Source organism: Amycolatopsis sp. NPDC004368, assembly GCF_053602515.1.
The window spans coordinates 36968-55779 of record NZ_JBSGDT010000048.1 but is presented as its reverse complement, the minus strand read 5'-3'; the positions used below and the strand labels follow the sequence as shown (position 1 = coordinate 55779).

Below are 18812 nucleotides of genomic sequence, written 5' to 3'. Positions count from 1 at the left end.
CTCAACGTGTTGTGGGCGATGATCCGCGACGGGAAGTGCTACCACGCTTCACCTCCCGTCACCGCAACCGCTTGACATCACGATTGGGAAGTCCTCTCAGCGGGCGGTGAGCAGCGAAGCCGGAGCCGGCAGGCCCAGGCTCTCGCGCAGGGTGTCGTGCTCGTAGTCGGTGTGGAACAGGCCACGCCGCTGCAGCTCGGGCACGAGCATGTCCACGGCGTCGTGCACACCCGAGGGCAGCATGTCGACCATGAGGGTGAAGCCGTCGGCGGCGCCGGCGAGCAAGCGTTCCTGCATCTGGTCGGCGACCTGCTCGGCGGTGCCGACGACCTGGTGGTGCCCGCCGCCGTAGCTGCCGATGAGCTCGCGGACGGTGAGATCCTCCTTCACCGCGAGGCTCACGATGCTGCGGCGGAAGCCGATCGAGCCGGTGAACTCCTCGTCGGGCCCGAGCAGGTGCGCAGGGAACTTCTCGTCGAGCTTCAGCACCTCCACCGGCAGGCCGACGCGCTTGGAGAGCTTCTTGATGTTCGCGGTCACGCCGAACACCTCGTCCATCAGCTGCTTGCGCTCCTGCGCGGCCTTCTCGGTCGCGCCGAGGACCACGGACATGCCCGGCAGGATCTTGATGCTGTCGGGGTGGCGGCCGTAGTCGGCGGCGCGCCGGCGCATGTCGTCGCGGAAGGCCACGGCGTCGGAGAGCACGTGCTGGGCGGTGAACACCACGTCGGCGTACTTGGCCGCCTGGTCTCGGCCGCGGTCGGACGAGCCGGCCTGGAAGATCACCGGCCGGCCCTGCGGCGAGCGCGCGAACGGCATCGGGCCCTTCACCGAGAAGAACTCGCCGACGTGGTTGATCTCGTGCACCAGGTCGGGGTCGGCGAACACCCCGGCCTCCTTGTCACCGACCAGCGCGCCTTCCTCCCAGCTGTCCCACAGCTTGAGCACGACGTCGATGAACTCGTCGGCGCGCGCGTAGCGAGCCGCGTGGTCGGGGTGGGCGCCGCCGCCGAACATCTCCATCACGGTGGGGTTCTGCGTGGCGATGGAGTTCCAGCCGACGCGGCCCTGGCTGAGGTGATCGAGCGTCGCGAACCGGCGGGCCAGGTCGTAGGGCTGGTTGTAGGTGGTCGAGGCGGTGCCGACCAGGCCGATCTTGTCGGTGATACCGGCCATGAGCGACAGCACGGTGACGGTGTCGAGCGCGCCGCACGGGCGCTCGGTGCCCACTTCCTGGTTGGTCATCTGCTCGGCGAGGAAGATCGCGTGCAGCTTGCCGGCCTCGGCGGTGCGGGCGATGTCCTTGTACAGCACCGGGGTCAGGTGGTCACCGGCGTCGCCTTCGCGCGCCATCCACGCGCCGGTGTGCATGCCGAGGCCGTGCATGAGCGCGGCCGTCAGGATCATGGAGGGGGTGCCGTCGGCCACGGGGTTCTCCTAGGCGTCGTCGGGGATCAGGGCCACGATCGACGCTAGGTTCGCGCCGCGGCCGCGACCAGCGGCGTTCTGTGAGGGGATCCCTTAGCGCGGCTGACACCTCCCCCCTCAGCCCGGCGGCGCGAGGTCCTCCGGGGTGGTGCCTTCGGCCACCGCGACGTCGTCGAACCAGCCACTGCTCGGCTCGCCCGGCGGCCGGTCGAACCGGGCGACGTAGGGCTTGAGGTCGAGGATCGGCGTGCCGTCGAGCAGGTCGACGCCCGCGAACCGCACGGTGGTCCCGATGACTGCTGTGAGCCGGACAAGGCTCAGCCCGACCGGGTTCGGCCGCCGCGGGCCGCGCATGGCGAAGATGCCCATGCGCCGCCGCTCGCGGCGCAGGAGGTAGGGCACCTGGGTGAGGCTCTCCAGCGGCCGGTCGGGGCGGTCGAGCCAGCTGAGCAGCCACGCGTAGTCGAACTGCGCCAGGCCGTCGAGGCCCTCGGCGTACTCCTGTGCGATCTCCAGCACGCCTTCCTCACCGCGGTTGGCGCCGGCCTGCACCGGCGTGCGCTCCAGCTCGGTGCGCGCGGTGCGGACGAACCCGATCACGGGCAGCGGGCACTCCACGTCAGGTCACCACCTTCCGAATCGGGTCCACAAGGGACGTCCACAGCGGACTTCTGGAGTCGAGCAACATCCATGCCCGTGAGCCTAGCCAGCATCCCGCTCCAGCTTCGCCAATCTCGGGACCAGCACCAGCGACGCGATCGCCAGGCAACCACCGACGAACACCGGCGCTCGGAAGCCCGCCGCGGTGCCGAGCACTCCGCCGAGAACCGCCCCGACCGGGATGCCGCCCCAGCCGATCAGCCGGTAGGCACTGTTCACGCGACCCCGAAGTTCCCGCGGGACCCGGCGTTGGCGCACCGACACGGCCTGGACGTTCCAGACCACGATGCCGAAACTGCCCAGCGCATACATCCCGGCCACCAACACCAGGGACGTCGCCAGGGACGCCGTGACGAGAGCCGCGCCGATGGCCGCGATCGCGAGTCCGATGCGCGCACCCAGGGGCAGCAGCCGCTTGAGCGAATCCGCGGCGAACGACCCCAGTACGCCGCCCGCGGCACCCGACGCCAGGACCAGCCCATACGCAAACTCCGGCGCGCGCAACGTTTTCACCACGAGCAGCACCAACACCGATGTGCCGAGCTGGACCGCGAGCGCCGCCAACCCGAGCTCGATCGCGAGCAGCCGCAGCCCACGGTGGCCCCACAGCCAGCGCACGCCCTCGGCGATGTCCGCGCGCATCGACCGGCCGGATCGAGTCGTAACGGCGGGGCGCGCCCGCACGAACCACACCAGCAGCCCGGCCAACGCGAACGAGGCCGCGTCCACCACCAGCGGTGCCCCGGCCGAGACCGCGTACAACGCCGCGCCGAGCGGAGGCCCCACGAACTGCAACCCGAGCACCTGGCTGCCCTGCAGCCGCCCGTTCGCAGCGTCAAGCCGCTCAGGCGCGACGACGTCGGGCAGCAGTGCGGTGGACGCGTTGTCAAAGACGGTTTCCGCACTGCCCAAGACGAACGCCAGCACCACCAATACCGCCAGCGGCGGCGGCGCGGCGAACACCCACACCCCGACGACCGCCACCAGGACGGCCCGAGCCGAGTCCGTGCGCCACATCAACGCGCGGCGGTCGTACCGATCGGCCAGCGCGCCCCCGAACAGCGAGAACACGAGCCAGGGCACCGACCCGGCCACGGCAACCGCCGTCACGGCCCCTGCCGTCGGCGACACCGCGACCGCGAGCAGGGGCAGCACCGCCACCCGCACGCCGTCCCCCACCACCGACACCGACGCGGCCGCCCAGACCCGCGCGAAGTCCCTACCCAGCCCCTGCCCCCGCACCACCACCCGGCCATCCAACCAGGACCGCTGCGAGCCCGCCCCCGAGAACGCGGACTCCCGGATCGCCGCGACGGCTTCCGGATGACTCCATCAGCGAGATCGCGCCAACTTGGCTACAGTCCTCTACTTCACCACTTCGACGACGTCACCCGGGTGCAGGTTGTTGTAGAACGCCACCGCGTCCGCGTGGGACAGGTGCACGCAACCGTGCGACTGCACCTTCAGGCTGCCCTGGTGGAATGCCACTCCGGTGTTCGTGAAGAAGACCGAGTACGGCATCGGGCCGTTGAACTGCTTGCTGTAGTGGTCGATGTCCTTGTACTGCACGTGGAACGTGCCGGCCGGCGTCGGGTACGCGGGTTTGCCCGCGGTGATCGGGACGCCGCCGCGGACGACCTTGCCGCCGTCCATCAGCCAGGCCGTGCCGGTGTGCAGCTGGACGCAGGCTTTCGCCTGGGCGCTGCACGGAGCGGTGGCTGCGTTCGCACTGTCGGCGAAACCGATCGTGGCCGCGACCGCCGCCGCGCCCGCCAGGGCTGCCGTGATCCTCCACTTCATCGTTCTGCCTCCCGTTCTCCTCACCGGGAGAATTCCCCGAGCGGCAATTTTCCAACCGGAAAGATCACAAACTGTGCCACGACAGCGGTGACAACGCCAACGCCGCGCCCGCGAGCCGCTGCGCAGTGGTGGTGAACAGCCCGGCGCACGCCGAGTCCACCCACTCCTCCACAGTGGACAGTCCAGCCGCCCGGTACTCCAACGCCTGCAGGAGCATCTCCAGCTTGTCCGCGTCCTTCGCACAGCGAGCTTCGAGCGATTCCCGCGCCTCGTACTCCGCCACGGCCGCACGCACGACCGAACCCGACCGCGCGGGCAGCGCCGCCGTCTGGTCCGCGGTGATCGCGCGTGGGTCGGGCTTCGCCAGGTACGGCGCGGCGGAGTGCGGCAGATCGCCCGTTCGCGTTTCCTGCGTGTCGTGCCAGAGCGACAGGAACGCGGCGCGCTCGGGCGACGCGCCTTCCTCGGCGGCCAGCAGCGCGGCGAGCTGCGCGGCGCGCACGCTGTGCTCGGCCACCGACTCGGGATCCCGCACGCCGGCCTGCCACCAGCCGCTGCGTCGGACGCGCTTGAGCACCCCGAGCTCGTAACCGAAGGCCGCCAGCGCGGTGGCCGCGGTGGCAGAGGTAGCGCTCTCCGTCATGGCCGACAGCGTAGATCAGGGGTTGCGCACGCGATCCGGTTCCCTGGGCGCTGCACGACCCCCGAGGTCGATCCGGTGGCCCTGCTCGGTCAGGGAGCCACTCCGCTGCTCATTCCTTGACCGCGCCCATCGTGAATCCGCTGACGAACCGGTCCAGGAACCAGGTGAACACCAGTGCGATCGGCACGGCCACCAGCACGGTGGCGCCCTGCAACGACTGCCAGAAGAACACGTCACCGCGCACCAGCTGAGTCGGCACCCCGATGCTCACCGACATCTGATCCGTCGGGGCGACGAAGGCGAGAGCGTAGATGAACTCGCTCGCGGTCAAGGTGAACGCGAACACGACCACCGCGACGACGCCGGGGTAGGCCAGTGGCAGGACGGCCCGCACGAACGCGCCCACCCGGCTGTAGCCGTCGACCATGGCCTGTTCCTCGATGTCCTTCGGGATGTTCTTGAGGAATCCCATGAGCAGCCAGACCGAGACCGGGATGGTGATGGTCGGGTAGATCAGGACCAGCGACCACGTCGAGTCCTGGAGCCCGACGGCCACCACGATCCGCGAGAGCGCGAGGAACAGCAGGCTGGGCGGCACGAGGTAGACGAGGAAGATGCCGATCGCCATGGGCCCGGACCACGGTCGGTCCAGCCGGGCCAGCGCATACGCGGCAGGCAGGCCCAGCACGAGCGTGATCAGCACGACCAGGATGCCGACGAGCAGGGTGTTGGCCACGAAGGTCAGGAATTCCGTGTCGGTGAACAAGTAGCCGACGTGGTCCGAGGTGGGCGGCCGGTTGAACACGAACGGGTTGTTCTGGGGGTTGTACAGGTCCCGGTTCTGCTTGAACGCCGTGATCAGGCTCCACAGGAAGGGCGCCGCGCAGATCAGAGCCGCCACGATTGCCGTCACGTACAGGCCCACCCGGGCGAGCACGTGGCGCCTGGCGTACCGCTGCCGCAGCCGTTCGGCTTCCTCGGCGGTACTCATCGCACCTCGATCCGGCGCACCGCGCGCAGAATGAGCACCGCCGCGGCGAGCAACAGCGGGAACAGGAACAGCGCGATGACGGCGCCCTGGGCGACGTCGCCGCCATCGATGCCGCGGTAGAAGGCCCAGCTGGCGAGCACCTGCGTGGCGTCGTTGGGGCCACCACGGGTGAGCACGCGGACCACGGCCATGTCGGTGAACGTGAAGATCGCGCCGAACAATGCGGCGACCGCCGCCACCGGGAGCACCAGCGGGATGGTGATCTCGAACATCCGGCGCCAGTACCCCGCCCCGTCGACTCGCGCGGCCTCGTCGATGTCCCGGGGAATGGCCATCAGCCCAGCCATCATGATCACCGCGGCCAGCGGGGTCAGCCGCCAGACGTGGACCGCGATCACCGAGGCCATCGACAGGCCGGGCCGGCCGAGCCAGTACACGTTCTCCGCCGGACCGAGCGCGCCGAACTGACGCAGCATCCAGTCGATCGGCGAGTAGACGGAATCCAGCAGCCAGAGCCACGAGATCGACGACAGGGCCACAGGCGTCGTCCACGCCAGCAGGACGAGGAACCGGACCAGCCACTTGCCGCGGAAGTCCGCGATGAGGATGTTGGCGAGCACCTTGCCCAGCACGACGATCAGAACCATCGAGATCAGGGTGAACACGAACGTGTTGCCCAGCGCCCGCCAGAACACGGGGTCTTGGAAGACCCGCGTGAAGTTGCGGAACCCGACGAGATCGTAGGACGGGTCGCCTGCCGTCACATCCGAGAACGCGAACGCGATGGCAAGCACGAACGGAACGCCCACCAGCGCGACGATGTAGACGATGCTGGGCAGCAGGAACCCCCATGCCAGCAGGCCATCGCGGTCCGCCAGGCGGCGCCGTGCCGGGGCGGTCGCGGGAGTTGTGACCGCGTCGGCGGTGGTGGCCACCTCACCCACCGTCCAGGCGGACCGGGTCGCAGCGATGTCCGCTGTCGGAGTCGAAGAACCGCAGGCGCGTGCCGAGCACGGCGAACTGGTGCGTCTCACCCGCCTCGATCGAGGTGTCCACCGTGGCCGGCAGCCGGGCGACCACCCTGGTGGGCTCGCCGATCCGCGAAACCGTGCCGTACACGTGCCGGTCGCCGGAGAGGTACTCGAGCCGCTCCACGGCGAGCGGCATCGTCACCCGCTCGCCGGCGGGGACGTTCTCGACCGGCAGCAGGTGCTCGGGGCGGAACCCGACCACCTTGCCGTCGTGCGGGATCAGGTTCATCGGTGGCGAGCCGATGAAGGTCGCCACGAAGGTGTCGGCCGGGTTGTCGTAGACCTCCACCGGAGGGCCGGCCTGGTGCACCTGGCCCGCGTCGAGCACGGCGATCCGGTCGCCCAGCCCCATCGCCTCGGCCTGGTCGTGAGTCACGTAGATCGTCGTGGTTCCCACGTCCTCCTGGAACCGCTTGAGCTCGTCCCGGGCGCTGGCGCGCAGCTTCGCGTCCAGATTGGACAAGGGCTCGTCGAGGAGGAACACCTGGGGGTCGCGGACCAAAGCCCGGGCGAGGGCCACTCGCTGCCGTTCACCACCGGAGAGCTGCCGTGGTTTGCGCTCCAGCAGCGGGTCGAGGCCCAGGAGCCCGGCCGCCCAGCGGGCCTTGCGCTCGCGTTCCTCCTTGGCCATGCCCGCAGCTCGCAGCGGGAACACGATGTTGGCCAGCACGGTCTTGTGCGGATAGAGCGCATAGCTCTGGAACACCATCGCGATCTGACGCGCCCGGGGCGGCAGTCCGGTCACCACGTGCCCGCCGATCAGCACGTCGCCGCTGGTCGGCTGTTCGAGCCCGGCGATGGTCCGCAGCAGGGTCGTCTTGCCGCAGCCCGACGGGCCCAGCAGCACCAGGTACTCCCCGGCCGCGGCGGCCAGGCTCACCCGGTCGATGGCGGGCACCCGCCCGCCGTCGAACCGCTTCACCAGGTCGCGAACCTCGACGACCGCCATCGCACTCAGCCGCCGACGAGCCCAGCGGCACGCCACTTGGCGAAGACGGCGTTGATCTGCCCCTCCGCCTCGGCGACCGATTGTTGCGGGGTGGCTTCGCCGCGCACCGCCCTGGCGAACATGTTGGGGATGACGAAGGTGCTGAACACCTCTCCGATGGCCGTGCTGGCCGGACCCGGGTGACCGATGTTGGCGCTCCACGGGACGGCGTCGGCCAGGAGCTTCAGTTTGTCCGGTGGCCGGGAGCCGAACGGGTCGTTCGCGAGCCAGTTCGGCAGTTCGGGGGTCAGCCGGGACCAAGCGGAGAAGTCGTAGAGCTTCGACTGGTAAGTCGCCGAGGCGAAATTGGCGGTGTAGTGGAGCAGGAACTCCTTCGCCGCCGGCACCCCGGTGGCGTGCTGCGGGATGATCCAGTTGTACAGCACGTGCTGCGCGGCCAGTGCGGTCTCCGGTCCGCGCAGCGCCGGCACGAAGAACGTGTCGTCGGCGACGGCCGGGTTCGACCCGGCGGCGGTCCGCCAGGCCGAGATCGAGTTGACGATGTAGGACATCTTGCCCGCGACCAGGCCCTGGTTGTTGCTCGCGGCGTTCCAGGAGAAGACCTCGGGCGTCATCGCCTGCCCGTAGAGTTTCGTCATGTACTCCACGGCCGCGATCGTCTCCGGCGAGTTGATCGTGACGCGCTCGTTGGCGTCCTGCTCCGACGCGCCGTAGGACCACATCAGGGCCCGCAGCACCATGTTGGAGTCGATTTCCTGGGACATTCCGAGCCCGAGCGGGATGCCCTTGCTGTTCTTGATCTGCGCCGCGCCGATGAGGAGCTCGTCCCACGTGGTGGGGCCGTTCGGCATGCCGACGGCCTCCCAGAGCGACCTGCGGTAGTTGCCCGGGTCAGGGACCCAGCCCGGCGAATACGCGTAGAACTTGCCGGTGGCGGGGTTGAGGCTCGACTTCTCGCACAGCGGGAGCTGCTGGCCCCAGCGTCCGTTCGCTTCGCTGACCAGGTCCCGCTGGTCGAGCACGCTCGGCTCGAACTGCGACAGCGTCGCGATGTACTGGATGAGATCGTGGCCCTGCCGCGCCTGGATCTCGGCCGCGATCCGGGTGGGGATCTGCGCTTGGTCGATGTGGTCGACGGTCACATTGACACCGACCCGGGAACCCCAGTCGCGCGCGAACCGGTCGAACCACACGTCATGGTTCGGCACGAAGTGGCTCCAGAGAAGGATTTTCAGATCACCGGACAGCTTTGTGGACGGTTCGCTGAAGGTCTCCTGCGGGGCCCGGCCACCGGTGGTTCCCCCGGTGTCCTCCTCGGAGGCGCAGGCGCCCAGCGCCACCGAACCCAACGTGAGGGCGGCGGCCGCGCGCAGCACATCCCGCCGGCTGTGTTGTGAGGTGGGGAAGTCGTTCATGACCGACTCCTCCCTGTGGGGAAAAGGAGGCAAACGAGTCTAGTCGACGTCGCGCACCGCGGCAGCGTGAATCGAACCTCGGTGCGATCGGCACGAGCTGGTGCGGGTGACCGGCGACGCCCCGGCCTGCCTCACTCGGCGGGCCGGCGGGCTCCGCCGCCTTGAAACCCGGACCGCGCCGGATGCCGCCGTGCGATCAGGGATTGAGCACGCGATCGGTGTAGAACCGCGTGATGTGGTCGGCCACGAGCTCGGCGGCGCGGTCGCCGTCGCCCGCCTCGATGGCACGCAGGATCTGCTCGTGCTCGGTCACCAGGCCCGCCGCGACCGCCCGCCAGTCGGGCAGCCGCGCGAACGCCGCCGCCATCTCCGACTCGACCGCACCCCGCAGGGCCTGCATCAGGTCGGTGGCCAGCGCGTTGCCCGAGATCCGCGCGATGCTCACGTGGAACTCGGTGTCGAGCGCGTTGAACTGCTGGTACTCCTGGTCCGCCTCGCGCATGCCCTCGACCAGCTCGGCCAGGCGTGCGACGTCCTCGGGCGTGCGGGCGGCCGCGGCGCCGCGGGCGGCGTTGCGTTCGAGCTGCACGCGCGTCTCGACCAGGTCGGCCAGACTGATCCGGGCGAGCGCGAGGTGCAGCCGCAGCAGGTTGGTCAGAGCCGGGGTCGAGCGCGCCGTGACGACGGAGCCCGCGTCGGCGCCGGAACCCGTGCGGGCCTCGATGATCCCCATGGCCTCGAGCGCGCGCAGGGCCTCGCGGACGCTGGTGCGGCTGACTCCGAGCGCGCTCACGAGCTCACGTTCGCTGGGGAGCTTCTCCCCCGCGCGCAGGCTGCCGTCGAGGATCTTCTCCTCGATCTGCGCCAGCACCTGTTCGTGCATCCGCACCCGGCGGACCGGCTCCCAGGCCGCCTCGGTCGTCATGACCGGTTCCTCGACATCACTGCGTTCACGCTCCAGCCCGGGTTCGTGCGACCCGCTCAAGGATGGCCGCGGCGAGAGGGTCTGCCTGCGAACCCCGCCGGGCGGGGTCCGATCACAGTGGCGCGACCGGCCCGGAATCTCACCGGAGTTCCTCTGCACCGCGTAGTGCTCACTCAAGGTAATCGGAGCTCGCAACCAGTGTCAATATGACCTCTTTGTTGGTATGACCACACTAGTCGGCACACGATCGCGCGAACCCGAGCGACCGCTCCCGCTCCTCGGCGCGCACCGCGATCGCCAGCAGCACATCACCCAGCCGGCCCAGCACCGCGACCACGTCGGGCGGGGCTTCGCACGCCGCCCGGCGGGCCGTCGCCGCGCCAGGTTGAGGAGCCCGGCCGCCGCGCTCGGGCCGCCGAGCACCTCGAACCCGCGCGGCACGACGACCGGGCCCAGCTCCCGAGCCGCCCGCCACAGCCGGGGCAGCTCGGGCACCGCCGCCCCGGCGGCCAGCGCGTCGGTGAGTTCGAGCAGCTCGTGCTGGAGGTCGAGCAGCACCGCCTCGTCGGCCGCCGGCAGCGTGCAGGTGGACAGAGCCGCCCCGATCGTCGCGTTGACCTCCTCGACCGCGGGCTCGGCGGTCACGGCACCATCCACGACAGCACCGGCGTGGACTGCAGGTACACGAGCACGCACATGAGCGGCACGAACACCGCCGACGCGGCGAGCACCCGCCGGAACAGCAGGCCTTCCTTGCCCGCGAGCCCCACGGCACTGGCGCCGATCGCGAGGTTCTGCGGGCTGATCATCTTGCCGAGCACGCCGCCGCTGCTGTTGGCCGCCGCCATCAGCGTCGGTTGCAGCTGCGCCCCGTGCGCGGCCGCCACCTGCAGCGCGCCGAACAGCGAGTTCGACGACGTGTCCGAACCCGTCACCGCCGTGCCGAACCAGCCGAGCAGCGGCGAGAGCAGCGCGAACAGCCCACCCGCGCCGGCGAGGAACAACCCGAGCGTCGCCGTCTGGCCCGACATGTTCATGACGTACGCCAGCGCCAGCACCGCCATCACCGTCAGCCCCGCGGTGCGCAGCTGCACGATCGTCTGCCCGTAGGCGCGCACGGCCTGGCGCAGCGGCACTTTCAGCAGCAACGCCGACACCACACCTGCGATGAACAGCACCGTGCCGCTGTCGGCGAGCCAGTCGAACTTGAACGACACCAGGCTCAGCGGTTTGCCCTCGGCCGTCGCGATGTGCAGGCCGGGCCAGCTGAACGTCTTCGTCGTCGTGGCCAGCGCGGCCGCGACCGCGGGGATCGCGGCGATGGAGAACAGCACGATGATCGTCGCGTACGGCGCGAACGACCGCAGTTGCTCGGTCCGCGAATCGACCACCGTCTGCTCGCGCACCACCGTCGCCGCCGCCGTCGCGCCACCGCCGGTCCGCACGGGACCCGAGCCGCCGGGCACCGGTCGCACACCGCCGTCGTCGGCCGGGAGATCCGGCGCGTCGGCGGGCCGGGGCTTCCAGAACCGCAGCAGCACCAGCACGGCCGCCGCGGACACCAGCGAAGCCGCGATGTCCGTGAGCTGCACCGGGCCGAAGTTCGCCATCAGGTACTGGACCACCGCGAAGCTCACGCCGCACACCAGCGCCGCCGGCCACGCCTGCCGGAGCCCGCGCCGGCCGTCGAGCACGATCATCAGCACCATCGGCACGATCAGCGCGAGGATCGGCACCTGCCGCCCGGTCATGGCGGCGAGGTCGTCGAGCGGCAGACCCGTCACCTTCGCGAGCGTGATCACGGGCAGGGCCACGGCGCCGTACGCGACGGGCGCGGTGTTGGCGATCAGCGCGACCGTCGCCGCCTTCAGCGGTTTCAGCCCCACCGCCACCAGCATCACCGAGCAGATCGCCACGGGCGCACCGAAGCCGGCCAAGGCTTCCAGCAGGGCACCGAAGGAGAACGCGATGATCACGCCCTGCACCCGCTGGTCGTCGCTGATCTTCGCGAAGGTGCGCCGCAGCACGTCGAAATGCCCCGACACCTTCGTCATCTGGTAGATCCACAGCGAGTTCAGCACGATCCACAGCGCGGGGAACAAGCCGAACGCCGCGCCCTCGAGCGCGGAATCGAGGGCCGAGCCGGTGGGCATGCCGTAGACCGCGATGGCGACCACGATCGACAGCACGAGCGCGATCACCGAGGCCAGCCAGGCGCGGACGCGGAACACGCCCAGCAGCACGAACAACACCAGCAGGGGCAGGGCGGACACGAGGGCGGACCAGCCGAGGCTGCCGCCCAGTGGCGCGGGAACCTGTGTGTACACAGGTCACCTCCGGGACTCTCGTCGTTGAGAGGGGTGGGGACTGGAGCTGGGCTCGGTCAGAACACCGGGGTCTCGGTGTAGGAGCCGAAGACATCACGCAGCGCGCCGGTGATCTCTCCCATGGACAGGTGTGCCTTCACGGCCTCGATCGTGGCGGGCATGAGGTTCGCCGCCGGATCGGCCGCCACGGCGAGCAGGTGCTCCATCGCCGCCTTCGCCCGGTCCGGGTCCCGGTCGGCCCGCACCTGCTTGAGGCGCGAGAGCTGCCGGGCTTCGGATTCCGGGTCGAGCTTGTGCGTCTCGATCTTCTCGCCCTCGCCCTCGTCGACGTAGGAGTTCACGCCGATCACGGGCCGGTCGCCGCTGGCCTTGCGGCGCGCGTAGTCGTAGGCGGTGTCGGAGATCTCGCGCTGGAAGAAGCCCTGTTCGATCGCGGCCACCACGCCGCCGAGCTCTTCGATCTTCGTGAAGTAGTCGTGGATGCCCTGTTCGAGGCGGTCGGTCAGGTTCTCCACGTAGTACGAGCCGCCGAGCGGGTCGATCACGTTCGGCACGCCGGTTTCGTGGGCGATGATCTGCTGCGTGCGCAGCGCGACCTTCATCGCCTGCTCGCTCGGGATGGTGTACGCCTCGTCGAGACCGTTGGTGTGCAACGACTGCGCCCCGCCGAGCACGGCCGAGAGCGCCTGCAGCGCCGTGCGGATGATGTTGTTGAGCGGCTGGGGTTTCGTGAGCGTGGCCGCCGCCGTCTGCGCGTGGAACCGCAGCCGCATCGACTGCGGGTTCTTGGCGCCGAAGGTCTCCTTCATCATCTTCGCGTAGAACCGCCGGACCGCGCGGAACTTGGCGACCTCTTCGAACAGGTCCGCCTGGCTCACGAAGAAGAACGACAGGCGAGAGGCGAACTGGTCCACGTCGACGCCGGTGGCGACCACGTCCTCCACGTAGGCCTTCGTGATGGCCATGGTGAACGCGATCTCCTGCAGGGCGTTCGCGCCGGCCTCGCTGATGTGGTAGCCGGAGATGTTCACCGGGTTGTAGCGCGCCATGTGCTCGCTGGCGTAGACCACGGTGTCGCGCACGATTCGCATGCTCGGGCGGACCGGGAACACCCACTCCTTCTGCGCCACGTACTCCTTGAGGATGTCGTTCTGGATCGTCCCGGAGAGCTTGTTCAGGTCGTAACCCCGCTGCTCGGCCACCGCGACGTACATCGCGAGCAGGATCCACGCCGACGGGTTGATCGTCATCGACACGCTGATCTTCTCGAGGTCGATGCCGTCGAACAGCGCCTCCATGTCCGGCAGCGTGTCGATCGCGACACCCTCGCGCCCGACCTCGCCGAGGCTCATCGGGTCGTCGCTGTCCAGGCCCATGAGCGTCGGCATGTCGAAGTCCACCGACAGGCCGGTCTGGCCCTGCGCGATGAGGTACTGGAAGCGCTTGTTGGTCTCCTCCGCCTGCCCGAACCCCGCGATCTGGCGCATGGTCCAGGTCCGGCCGCGGTACATCGTCGGGTACGGCCCGCGCGTGTACGGGTAACGGCCGGGCAGGCCGATCTCGTGCCAGTCGGCGGGCAGGTCGGCCGGCGTGTAGACGCGCTGCACCTCCATGCCGCTGCCCGAGCGGTACACCTCGCGCGACTCGGGCTGCCGGCCGACGAACGCCGCGAGCTCGTCGGACTCCCAGCCGGCGAGCTCACGCGTCACCGCCTCGACGAGCGCCTCGGTCGTCAGTGCCGAGTCCGGTGCGGACTCGGCCGGGGCCGGGTCGTGCTCGTTCACCACAGTTCCTCCTCGTCAGTCGTCTCGGCCCCCGGCCGCCCGACCAGGCGGCGAGCCGCGGAAAGCGGGTCTTCCCGGCGCGCGGTCACGTCGTCCACCGCCCGGTCGAACGCGGGGACGCCGGGGCGCAGGCCGTCGAGCACGAGCTGTTCGGCGACCCACCGGATGCGGGTCGCGCTGTTGCGCCGGGCGCGCCGCTCGCGTTCGCCGTGCTCGGTCATCCACGCCAGGTGCGCGGCGAACCGCTCGGCGAGCTCCGGCACACCCTCACCGGTGGCGGCCACGGTCTGCTGGATCGGCACGTTCCACTGGTTCGGCTTGCGGTGCGAAAGCCGCAGCATGTCGCGCAGCTCGGCGACGGTCTTGGCCGCGCCCTCGCGGTCGGACTTGTTGACCACGTGCACGTCGGCGATCTCCAGCAGACCGGCCTTGATCGCCTGCACGTCGTCACCCATGCCCGGCACGCTCACCACGGCCACGGTCTGGGCCGCGCTGATCACGTCCACTTCGGCCTGTCCGACACCGACGGTCTCGAGCACCACCACGTCCTTGCCCGCGGCGTCGAGCACGGTGATCGCGTCGAGCGTCGCGCGCGACAGCCCGCCGAGCGCGCCGCGGGTGGCCACGGACCGGATGAACACGCCCTCGTCCCCCGCGAGGCCGGTCATCCGGATCCGGTCGCCCAGGATCGCGCCGCCACTGAACACACTCGACGGGTCCACCGCCAGCACGCCGACGGTCTTGCCCGCCTTGCGGTAGTGCTCGGTCAGCGACTTCACCAACGTGCTCTTGCCGCTGCCCGGCGGCCCGGTCAGCCCCAGCACGTGGGCGTTCCCGGCCTTGCCGTGCAGTTCGGCGAGCGCCTCGTCGACGCCGGCGGTGCGCCGTTCCACGAACGTGAGCATCCGCGCGAGGGCCGGGTGCTCCCCTGCGAGCACCCGGCCGACCACGTCGGCCGGGGTCTTCACGACCCACTTCCGAGGCGGCGCAGCAGGTCGCGGTCGTCGATCACCCGCCGCGCCTTGAACTCGGTCCGGTCGAACGTCTTGTACTCCACCGGCACCACGTGCGCACCCACGCCGAGCGCGCGGCGCAGCTTGTCCTCGATGGCCCGGGCCCAGCCGTCCAGAGTGGACTCCGCGACCCCGCGGTGCTCCACCTGCACGGCGAGGGTGTCCATCGTGGACTTTCGGCTGATCACGATGCGGTGCTCGCCGCCGTAGCCCTCGGCGGCCATCACCACGTCGTCGATCGCGCTCGGGTACACGTTCTCACCGCGCACGGTGAACATGTCGTCGATGCGCCCGTAGATGCCCTGCGGCAGGAACGGGTACGTGCGCCCGCGGTCGGCCGAAGGCGCTTCCCAGCGCGTGAGGTCGTTGGACAGCAGCCGGATCATCGGCTGGCTGTTGCGTTCGAGCGTGGTGTACACCGCCGTGCCCTCACGCCCGTAGTCCACGCGGTGGTGGTCCACCGGGTCGCACACCTCGGTGTACACGAGATCCTGCCAGGCGAACACACCCGGCTCGTGGTTCGCTGCGCCGAGGTGCATCCACGGGCTGACCTCGGCCATGCTGCCCGAGTCGTAGACCTCGGCGCCGAACGCCTCCTCGATGCGGCCGCGGATCGTCGGCACGCTCGCGCCGGGCTCACCGGAGAAGAACAGCTTGCGCAGCCCCAGATCCACCGGGTCCACGCCTTCGTCGACGGCGACCTCGGCCAGGTGCAGCGCGTACGAGGGCGTGCCGTAGAAGACGGTGACGCCCATCTGCTTCATCCACATCACCGTGCGGGCGGTCTGACCCGGGGTGCCCGCCCCGAACGGGAACACTCGCGCACCGAGGCGTTCCGCGCCGATGTAGGCGCCCCACGAACCCCAGTAGAGACTCAGCGGCGAAGCGACGAGCACGGTGTCGGATTCGCGGATGCCCATCCCCCACATCACGCGGGCGTGGGCGTTGGCGACGCTGCGCCAGTCGAGCTCGCTGATCCCGAACGCGGTGGGCCGGCCGGTGGTGCCCGACGTGCCGTTCACGTGCTTGACCTCGCTCGGGTCCACCGCGAGGTAGCTGCCGAACGGCTCGTGGGCAGCCTGGTCGGCGCGCAGCTCTTCCTTGCGCACCACCGGGACCTTCTCGAAGTCCGACAGGTCGCGGATGGCCGACGGGTGGATCCCCGCTTCCTCCCACTTGCGCCGGTAGAACGGCGCGTGGTCCCAGGCGTAGGCCATCACCTCGCGGATGCGGGCCAGGATCGCCTCGTCGCGCTCGCCCGCCGGCATGGTCTCGCGGTGCGGGAACCAGTGCTTCTGCCCCGAAGGTGGCCGGTAGGTCTCGTCGTAGCGCGGCGGCCAGCTCCACTGTTCCATCGCGTTCACCGGATCCATCACGCCTCCTCCGTCACGCCGGCCAGCGCGCGGATGCGCTCGACGATCGTCTCCGGGGTGGTGTCCTGGCCGAGCACCTCGGCGACGCCCATCTTCTTGAGCGTCTCCTCGTCCTCGTCCGGCATCACGCCACCGGCCACGATCGCGAACCCCGGCCGGTCGGGCATCGCGTCGATCAGCTCGAAGATGCGGGTGAAGATCGGCATGTGGGCGCCGGAGAGCAGGCTGACGCCGAGCACGTCGACGTCCTCCTGCACGGCCGCCTCCAGCACCTGCTCGGGGCTGCGGTGCAGGCCGGTGTAGATCACCTCCATGCCCGCGTCGCGCAGGGTCCGCGCGACCACCTTCACCCCCCGGTCGTGGCCGTCCAGCCCGATCTTGGCCAGCATCACCCGGATCGGTTCGCCGCCGCTCTCACCCACCGTGTCCACACCTCGCCTCACGACCGTTGTCGTATCTGGTCCTGCCTTGCATGTGGTCTGACCATAGAAGTGGGCGCATGGATTGTGCAACCCTGGGAGCCGCCACCACCCGGCCGCAGGAGGGCGAACGTGACCGAAGTGAGAACCGTGCTCGCACGCAGACAGGGTGCGATCGGCAGGCTGACCGTGAACCGGCCGGAGGCGCTCAACGCCCTGGACCTGCCCATGATCCGAGCCCTGGCCGCGGCCCTCGACGAGTGGGAGACCGACCCGGCCGTGACCGCCGTGGTGCTCGACGGCGCCGGCGATCGCGCGTTCTGCGCCGGCGGCGACATCGGCGTGGTCCACTCCTCGGCCGTCGGGGATCCGGCGGTGGCGCTGACGCTGTGGCGCGAGGAGTACCGGCTCGACGCCCGCCTGGCGCACTACCCGAAACCCGTTGTCGCGCTCATGGACGGCATCACCATGGGCGGCGGGATCGGCATCGGCGCGCACGTGCCCACGCGAGTCGTGACCGAACGCTCGGTGCTCGCCATGCCGGAGGTCGCGATCGGGCTCGCACCCGATGTCGGCGGCGCGCTGCTGCTCGCCCGTGCACCCGGGGAGCTCGGCACGCACCTCGCGCTGACGGCGGACCGCGCGGGCCCGGCCGACGCGGTCCACTGTGGACTCGCGGATCACTTCGTGCCCGCCGGGCGGCTGGCGGGGCTGATCGACGACCTGGCCGCCGGCGCACCACCCGAAGCCACCGCCGCGAAGTACGCCGAGGATCCCGGCCCCGCGCCGCTGGCATCCGCGCGGTGCTGGATCGACCACGCGTACACCGGCGCCGCCGCCGTCGAGGACGTGCTGTACCGCCTGGAGGCGATCGACGACCCGGCGCCGCGCGAGGCCGTCGCCGCGCTCAGGGCCGCCGCGCCCACCGCGCTCAAGGTGACACTGGAGGCGGTGCGCCGGGCCCGCACGATGACGTCGATCGAGGAGTGCCTGCGCCAGGACTTCCGGCTGTGCGGCCGGTTCCTGACCCACCCCGACCTGGCCGAGGGCATCCGCGCCACGATCCTCGACAAGGACCGCGCGCCACGCTGGCGCCCGGGCAAGCTGGCGGAAGTGGACGAAGCCGCCGTGGAGGCGTTCTTCGCGCCTGCCGCCGCCGAGCTCGACCTGCCCGAACCCGGTCATCTGCTCCATCCGTAGCAGGCCACATTGTGGTCTGACCACCACTGTCCTAGGCTCGGACCAGCCGGAAATCCGACAACGCGGTCGAGGAGGCGATCCGATCGATGGGTCAACCGGACAACGTGCGGTACCTCGGGTCACCGGGCCAGGCGCTGGCCGGGATCCAGGACTGGATCCTCACCGCACGGCTGGGCGCGGGTGATCCCCTGCCCGCCGAACGCGACCTCGCCCGCGCGCTCGGGGTCGGGCCGGCGCACGTGCGCGAAGGCGTCCGCGCGCTGGAGGCCGCGGGCGTGCTCGAACCCGCGGCCGTGGGACCGGCGGCCGCGGTCGTGGCGGGCGAGCCGACCGGGGGCCTGCACAAACTGCTGCGCCTGCACTTGGCGCTCGCTCGCTTCGGCGCCGGCGACCTGATGTCGATCCGGCTCGAGCTGGAACGCTCGTCGGCGGCCCGCGCGGCCCGCGGCGCGGCGCGCGGCGCGGCGCGCGCCGATCTCGACGAGCTGCGCGGAGTCACCGAGGAGATGGGCCGCCCCGGTGTGACGCGGGTGCGCTTCCGCGAGCTGGACTCCGGTTTCCACCTCGGCCTGGCCCGCGCCGCGCACAACGACCTGGCCGCCGTGCTCCTCGCCTCGCTCGGCGACGCCGTGGGCGACGAGATGACCGCCGGGTACGCCCGCACGGCCGACTGGCCGGCCACCGCGCGCCGGCTCGCGACCGAGCACACCTGGATCCTCGACGCGATCGACTCCGGCGACCCCGATCGCGCGTCGGCCGAGGTGACCAGGCACATCGCCGGGTTCTACGGGCTGCGCGCCGGCTGAGCGGTTCCCCCCAACCCCTTGCGGGGCATAGGGTCTGTCCGGGTTTCC

The 18812-nt window shown here is 70.5% G+C and carries 18 protein-coding genes; 2 read left to right on the top strand and 16 right to left on the bottom strand.

The genetic code is table 11. From position 1 onward, the window contains the following. Positions 1-96 precede the first annotated feature (96 nt). The 16 genes from ACWEOE_RS38455 to ACWEOE_RS38380 all read right to left on the bottom strand — a co-directional run bounded on the left by ACWEOE_RS38455 (position 97) and on the right by ACWEOE_RS38380 (position 16761). Positions 97-1428, bottom strand: coding sequence for an NtaA/DmoA family FMN-dependent monooxygenase (locus ACWEOE_RS38455; protein ID WP_452018137.1), 1332 nt, complete (start codon positions 1426-1428; stop codon positions 97-99). Positions 1429-1545: 117 nt separating this feature from the next. After that, positions 1546-2046 (bottom strand): tRNA (N6-threonylcarbamoyladenosine(37)-N6)-methyltransferase TrmO, encoded by a 501-nt coding sequence (gene tsaA, locus ACWEOE_RS38450; protein ID WP_452018135.1) that lies wholly within the window; start codon positions 2044-2046, stop codon positions 1546-1548. 84 nt (positions 2047-2130) lie between these two features. Then, positions 2131-3336, bottom strand: coding sequence for an MFS transporter (locus tag ACWEOE_RS38445; RefSeq protein WP_452018134.1), 1206 nt, complete (start codon positions 3334-3336; stop codon positions 2131-2133). A gap of 117 nt (positions 3337-3453) precedes the next feature. After that, the gene (locus tag ACWEOE_RS38440; protein ID WP_452018132.1) at positions 3454-3888 is read right to left on the bottom strand and encodes a L,D-transpeptidase; all 435 of its coding nucleotides are present in this window, start codon (positions 3886-3888) and stop codon (positions 3454-3456) included. 64 nt (positions 3889-3952) lie between these two features. Beyond that, complete coding sequence (locus ACWEOE_RS38435) at positions 3953-4531, bottom strand: HD domain-containing protein (RefSeq protein WP_452018130.1); 579 nt, start codon at positions 4529-4531, stop codon at positions 3953-3955. A 109-nt stretch (positions 4532-4640) separates the two neighbouring features. Further along, positions 4641-5522 (bottom strand): carbohydrate ABC transporter permease, encoded by an 882-nt coding sequence (locus tag ACWEOE_RS38430; protein ID WP_452018128.1) that lies wholly within the window; start codon positions 5520-5522, stop codon positions 4641-4643. Next, positions 5519-6457, bottom strand: coding sequence for a carbohydrate ABC transporter permease (locus tag ACWEOE_RS38425; protein WP_452018126.1), 939 nt, complete (start codon positions 6455-6457; stop codon positions 5519-5521). The genes ACWEOE_RS38430 and ACWEOE_RS38425 overlap by 4 nt, the downstream gene beginning before the upstream one ends. A gap of 1 nt (position 6458) precedes the next feature. Continuing rightward, positions 6459-7502 carry an ABC transporter ATP-binding protein gene (locus ACWEOE_RS38420; RefSeq protein WP_452018124.1) on the bottom strand — a complete coding sequence of 348 codons (1044 nt, stop codon included), beginning with the start codon at positions 7500-7502 and terminating at the stop codon, positions 6459-6461. 5 nt (positions 7503-7507) lie between these two features. Continuing rightward, the gene (locus ACWEOE_RS38415) at positions 7508-8917 is read right to left on the bottom strand and encodes an ABC transporter substrate-binding protein (RefSeq protein WP_452018122.1); all 1410 of its coding nucleotides are present in this window, start codon (positions 8915-8917) and stop codon (positions 7508-7510) included. 196 nt (positions 8918-9113) lie between these two features. Further along, on the bottom strand, positions 9114-9842 hold the full coding sequence (locus tag ACWEOE_RS38410) for a FadR/GntR family transcriptional regulator (protein ID WP_452018120.1): 729 nt from the start codon (positions 9840-9842) through the stop codon (positions 9114-9116). Positions 9843-10043: 201 nt separating this feature from the next. Then, complete coding sequence (locus ACWEOE_RS38405) at positions 10044-10487, bottom strand: hypothetical protein (protein ID WP_452018119.1); 444 nt, start codon at positions 10485-10487, stop codon at positions 10044-10046. Continuing rightward, positions 10484-12169, bottom strand: a complete 1686-nt coding sequence (locus tag ACWEOE_RS38400) for an L-lactate permease (protein ID WP_452018117.1) — start codon at positions 12167-12169, stop codon at positions 10484-10486. The genes ACWEOE_RS38405 and ACWEOE_RS38400 overlap by 4 nt, the downstream gene beginning before the upstream one ends. Positions 12170-12225: 56 nt before the next feature. Further along, positions 12226-13953 carry a methylmalonyl-CoA mutase family protein gene (locus ACWEOE_RS38395; protein ID WP_452018115.1) on the bottom strand — a complete coding sequence of 576 codons (1728 nt, stop codon included), beginning with the start codon at positions 13951-13953 and terminating at the stop codon, positions 12226-12228. Continuing rightward, on the bottom strand, positions 13950-14921 hold the full coding sequence (gene meaB / locus ACWEOE_RS38390) for a methylmalonyl Co-A mutase-associated GTPase MeaB (protein WP_452018113.1): 972 nt from the start codon (positions 14919-14921) through the stop codon (positions 13950-13952). The genes ACWEOE_RS38395 and meaB overlap by 4 nt, the downstream gene beginning before the upstream one ends. Further along, positions 14918-16339, bottom strand: a complete 1422-nt coding sequence (locus tag ACWEOE_RS38385; RefSeq protein WP_452018111.1) for a phenylacetate--CoA ligase family protein — start codon at positions 16337-16339, stop codon at positions 14918-14920. Before ACWEOE_RS38385 ends, meaB begins: the two co-directional genes overlap by 4 nt. Beyond that, positions 16339-16761, bottom strand: coding sequence for a cobalamin B12-binding domain-containing protein (locus ACWEOE_RS38380; protein WP_452018109.1), 423 nt, complete (start codon positions 16759-16761; stop codon positions 16339-16341). Before ACWEOE_RS38380 ends, ACWEOE_RS38385 begins: the two co-directional genes overlap by 1 nt. 129 nt (positions 16762-16890) lie before the next feature. Here ACWEOE_RS38380 and ACWEOE_RS38375 point away from each other — a divergent pair, with 129 nt between their 5' ends. Then, positions 16891-17958 carry an enoyl-CoA hydratase/isomerase family protein gene (locus tag ACWEOE_RS38375; RefSeq protein ID WP_452018107.1) on the top strand — a complete coding sequence of 356 codons (1068 nt, stop codon included), beginning with the start codon at positions 16891-16893 and terminating at the stop codon, positions 17956-17958. Positions 17959-18044: 86 nt separating this feature from the next. Beyond that, on the top strand, positions 18045-18764 hold the full coding sequence (locus tag ACWEOE_RS38370; RefSeq protein WP_452018105.1) for a FadR/GntR family transcriptional regulator: 720 nt from the start codon (positions 18045-18047) through the stop codon (positions 18762-18764). The last annotated feature ends 48 nt before the right edge of the window (positions 18765-18812 follow it).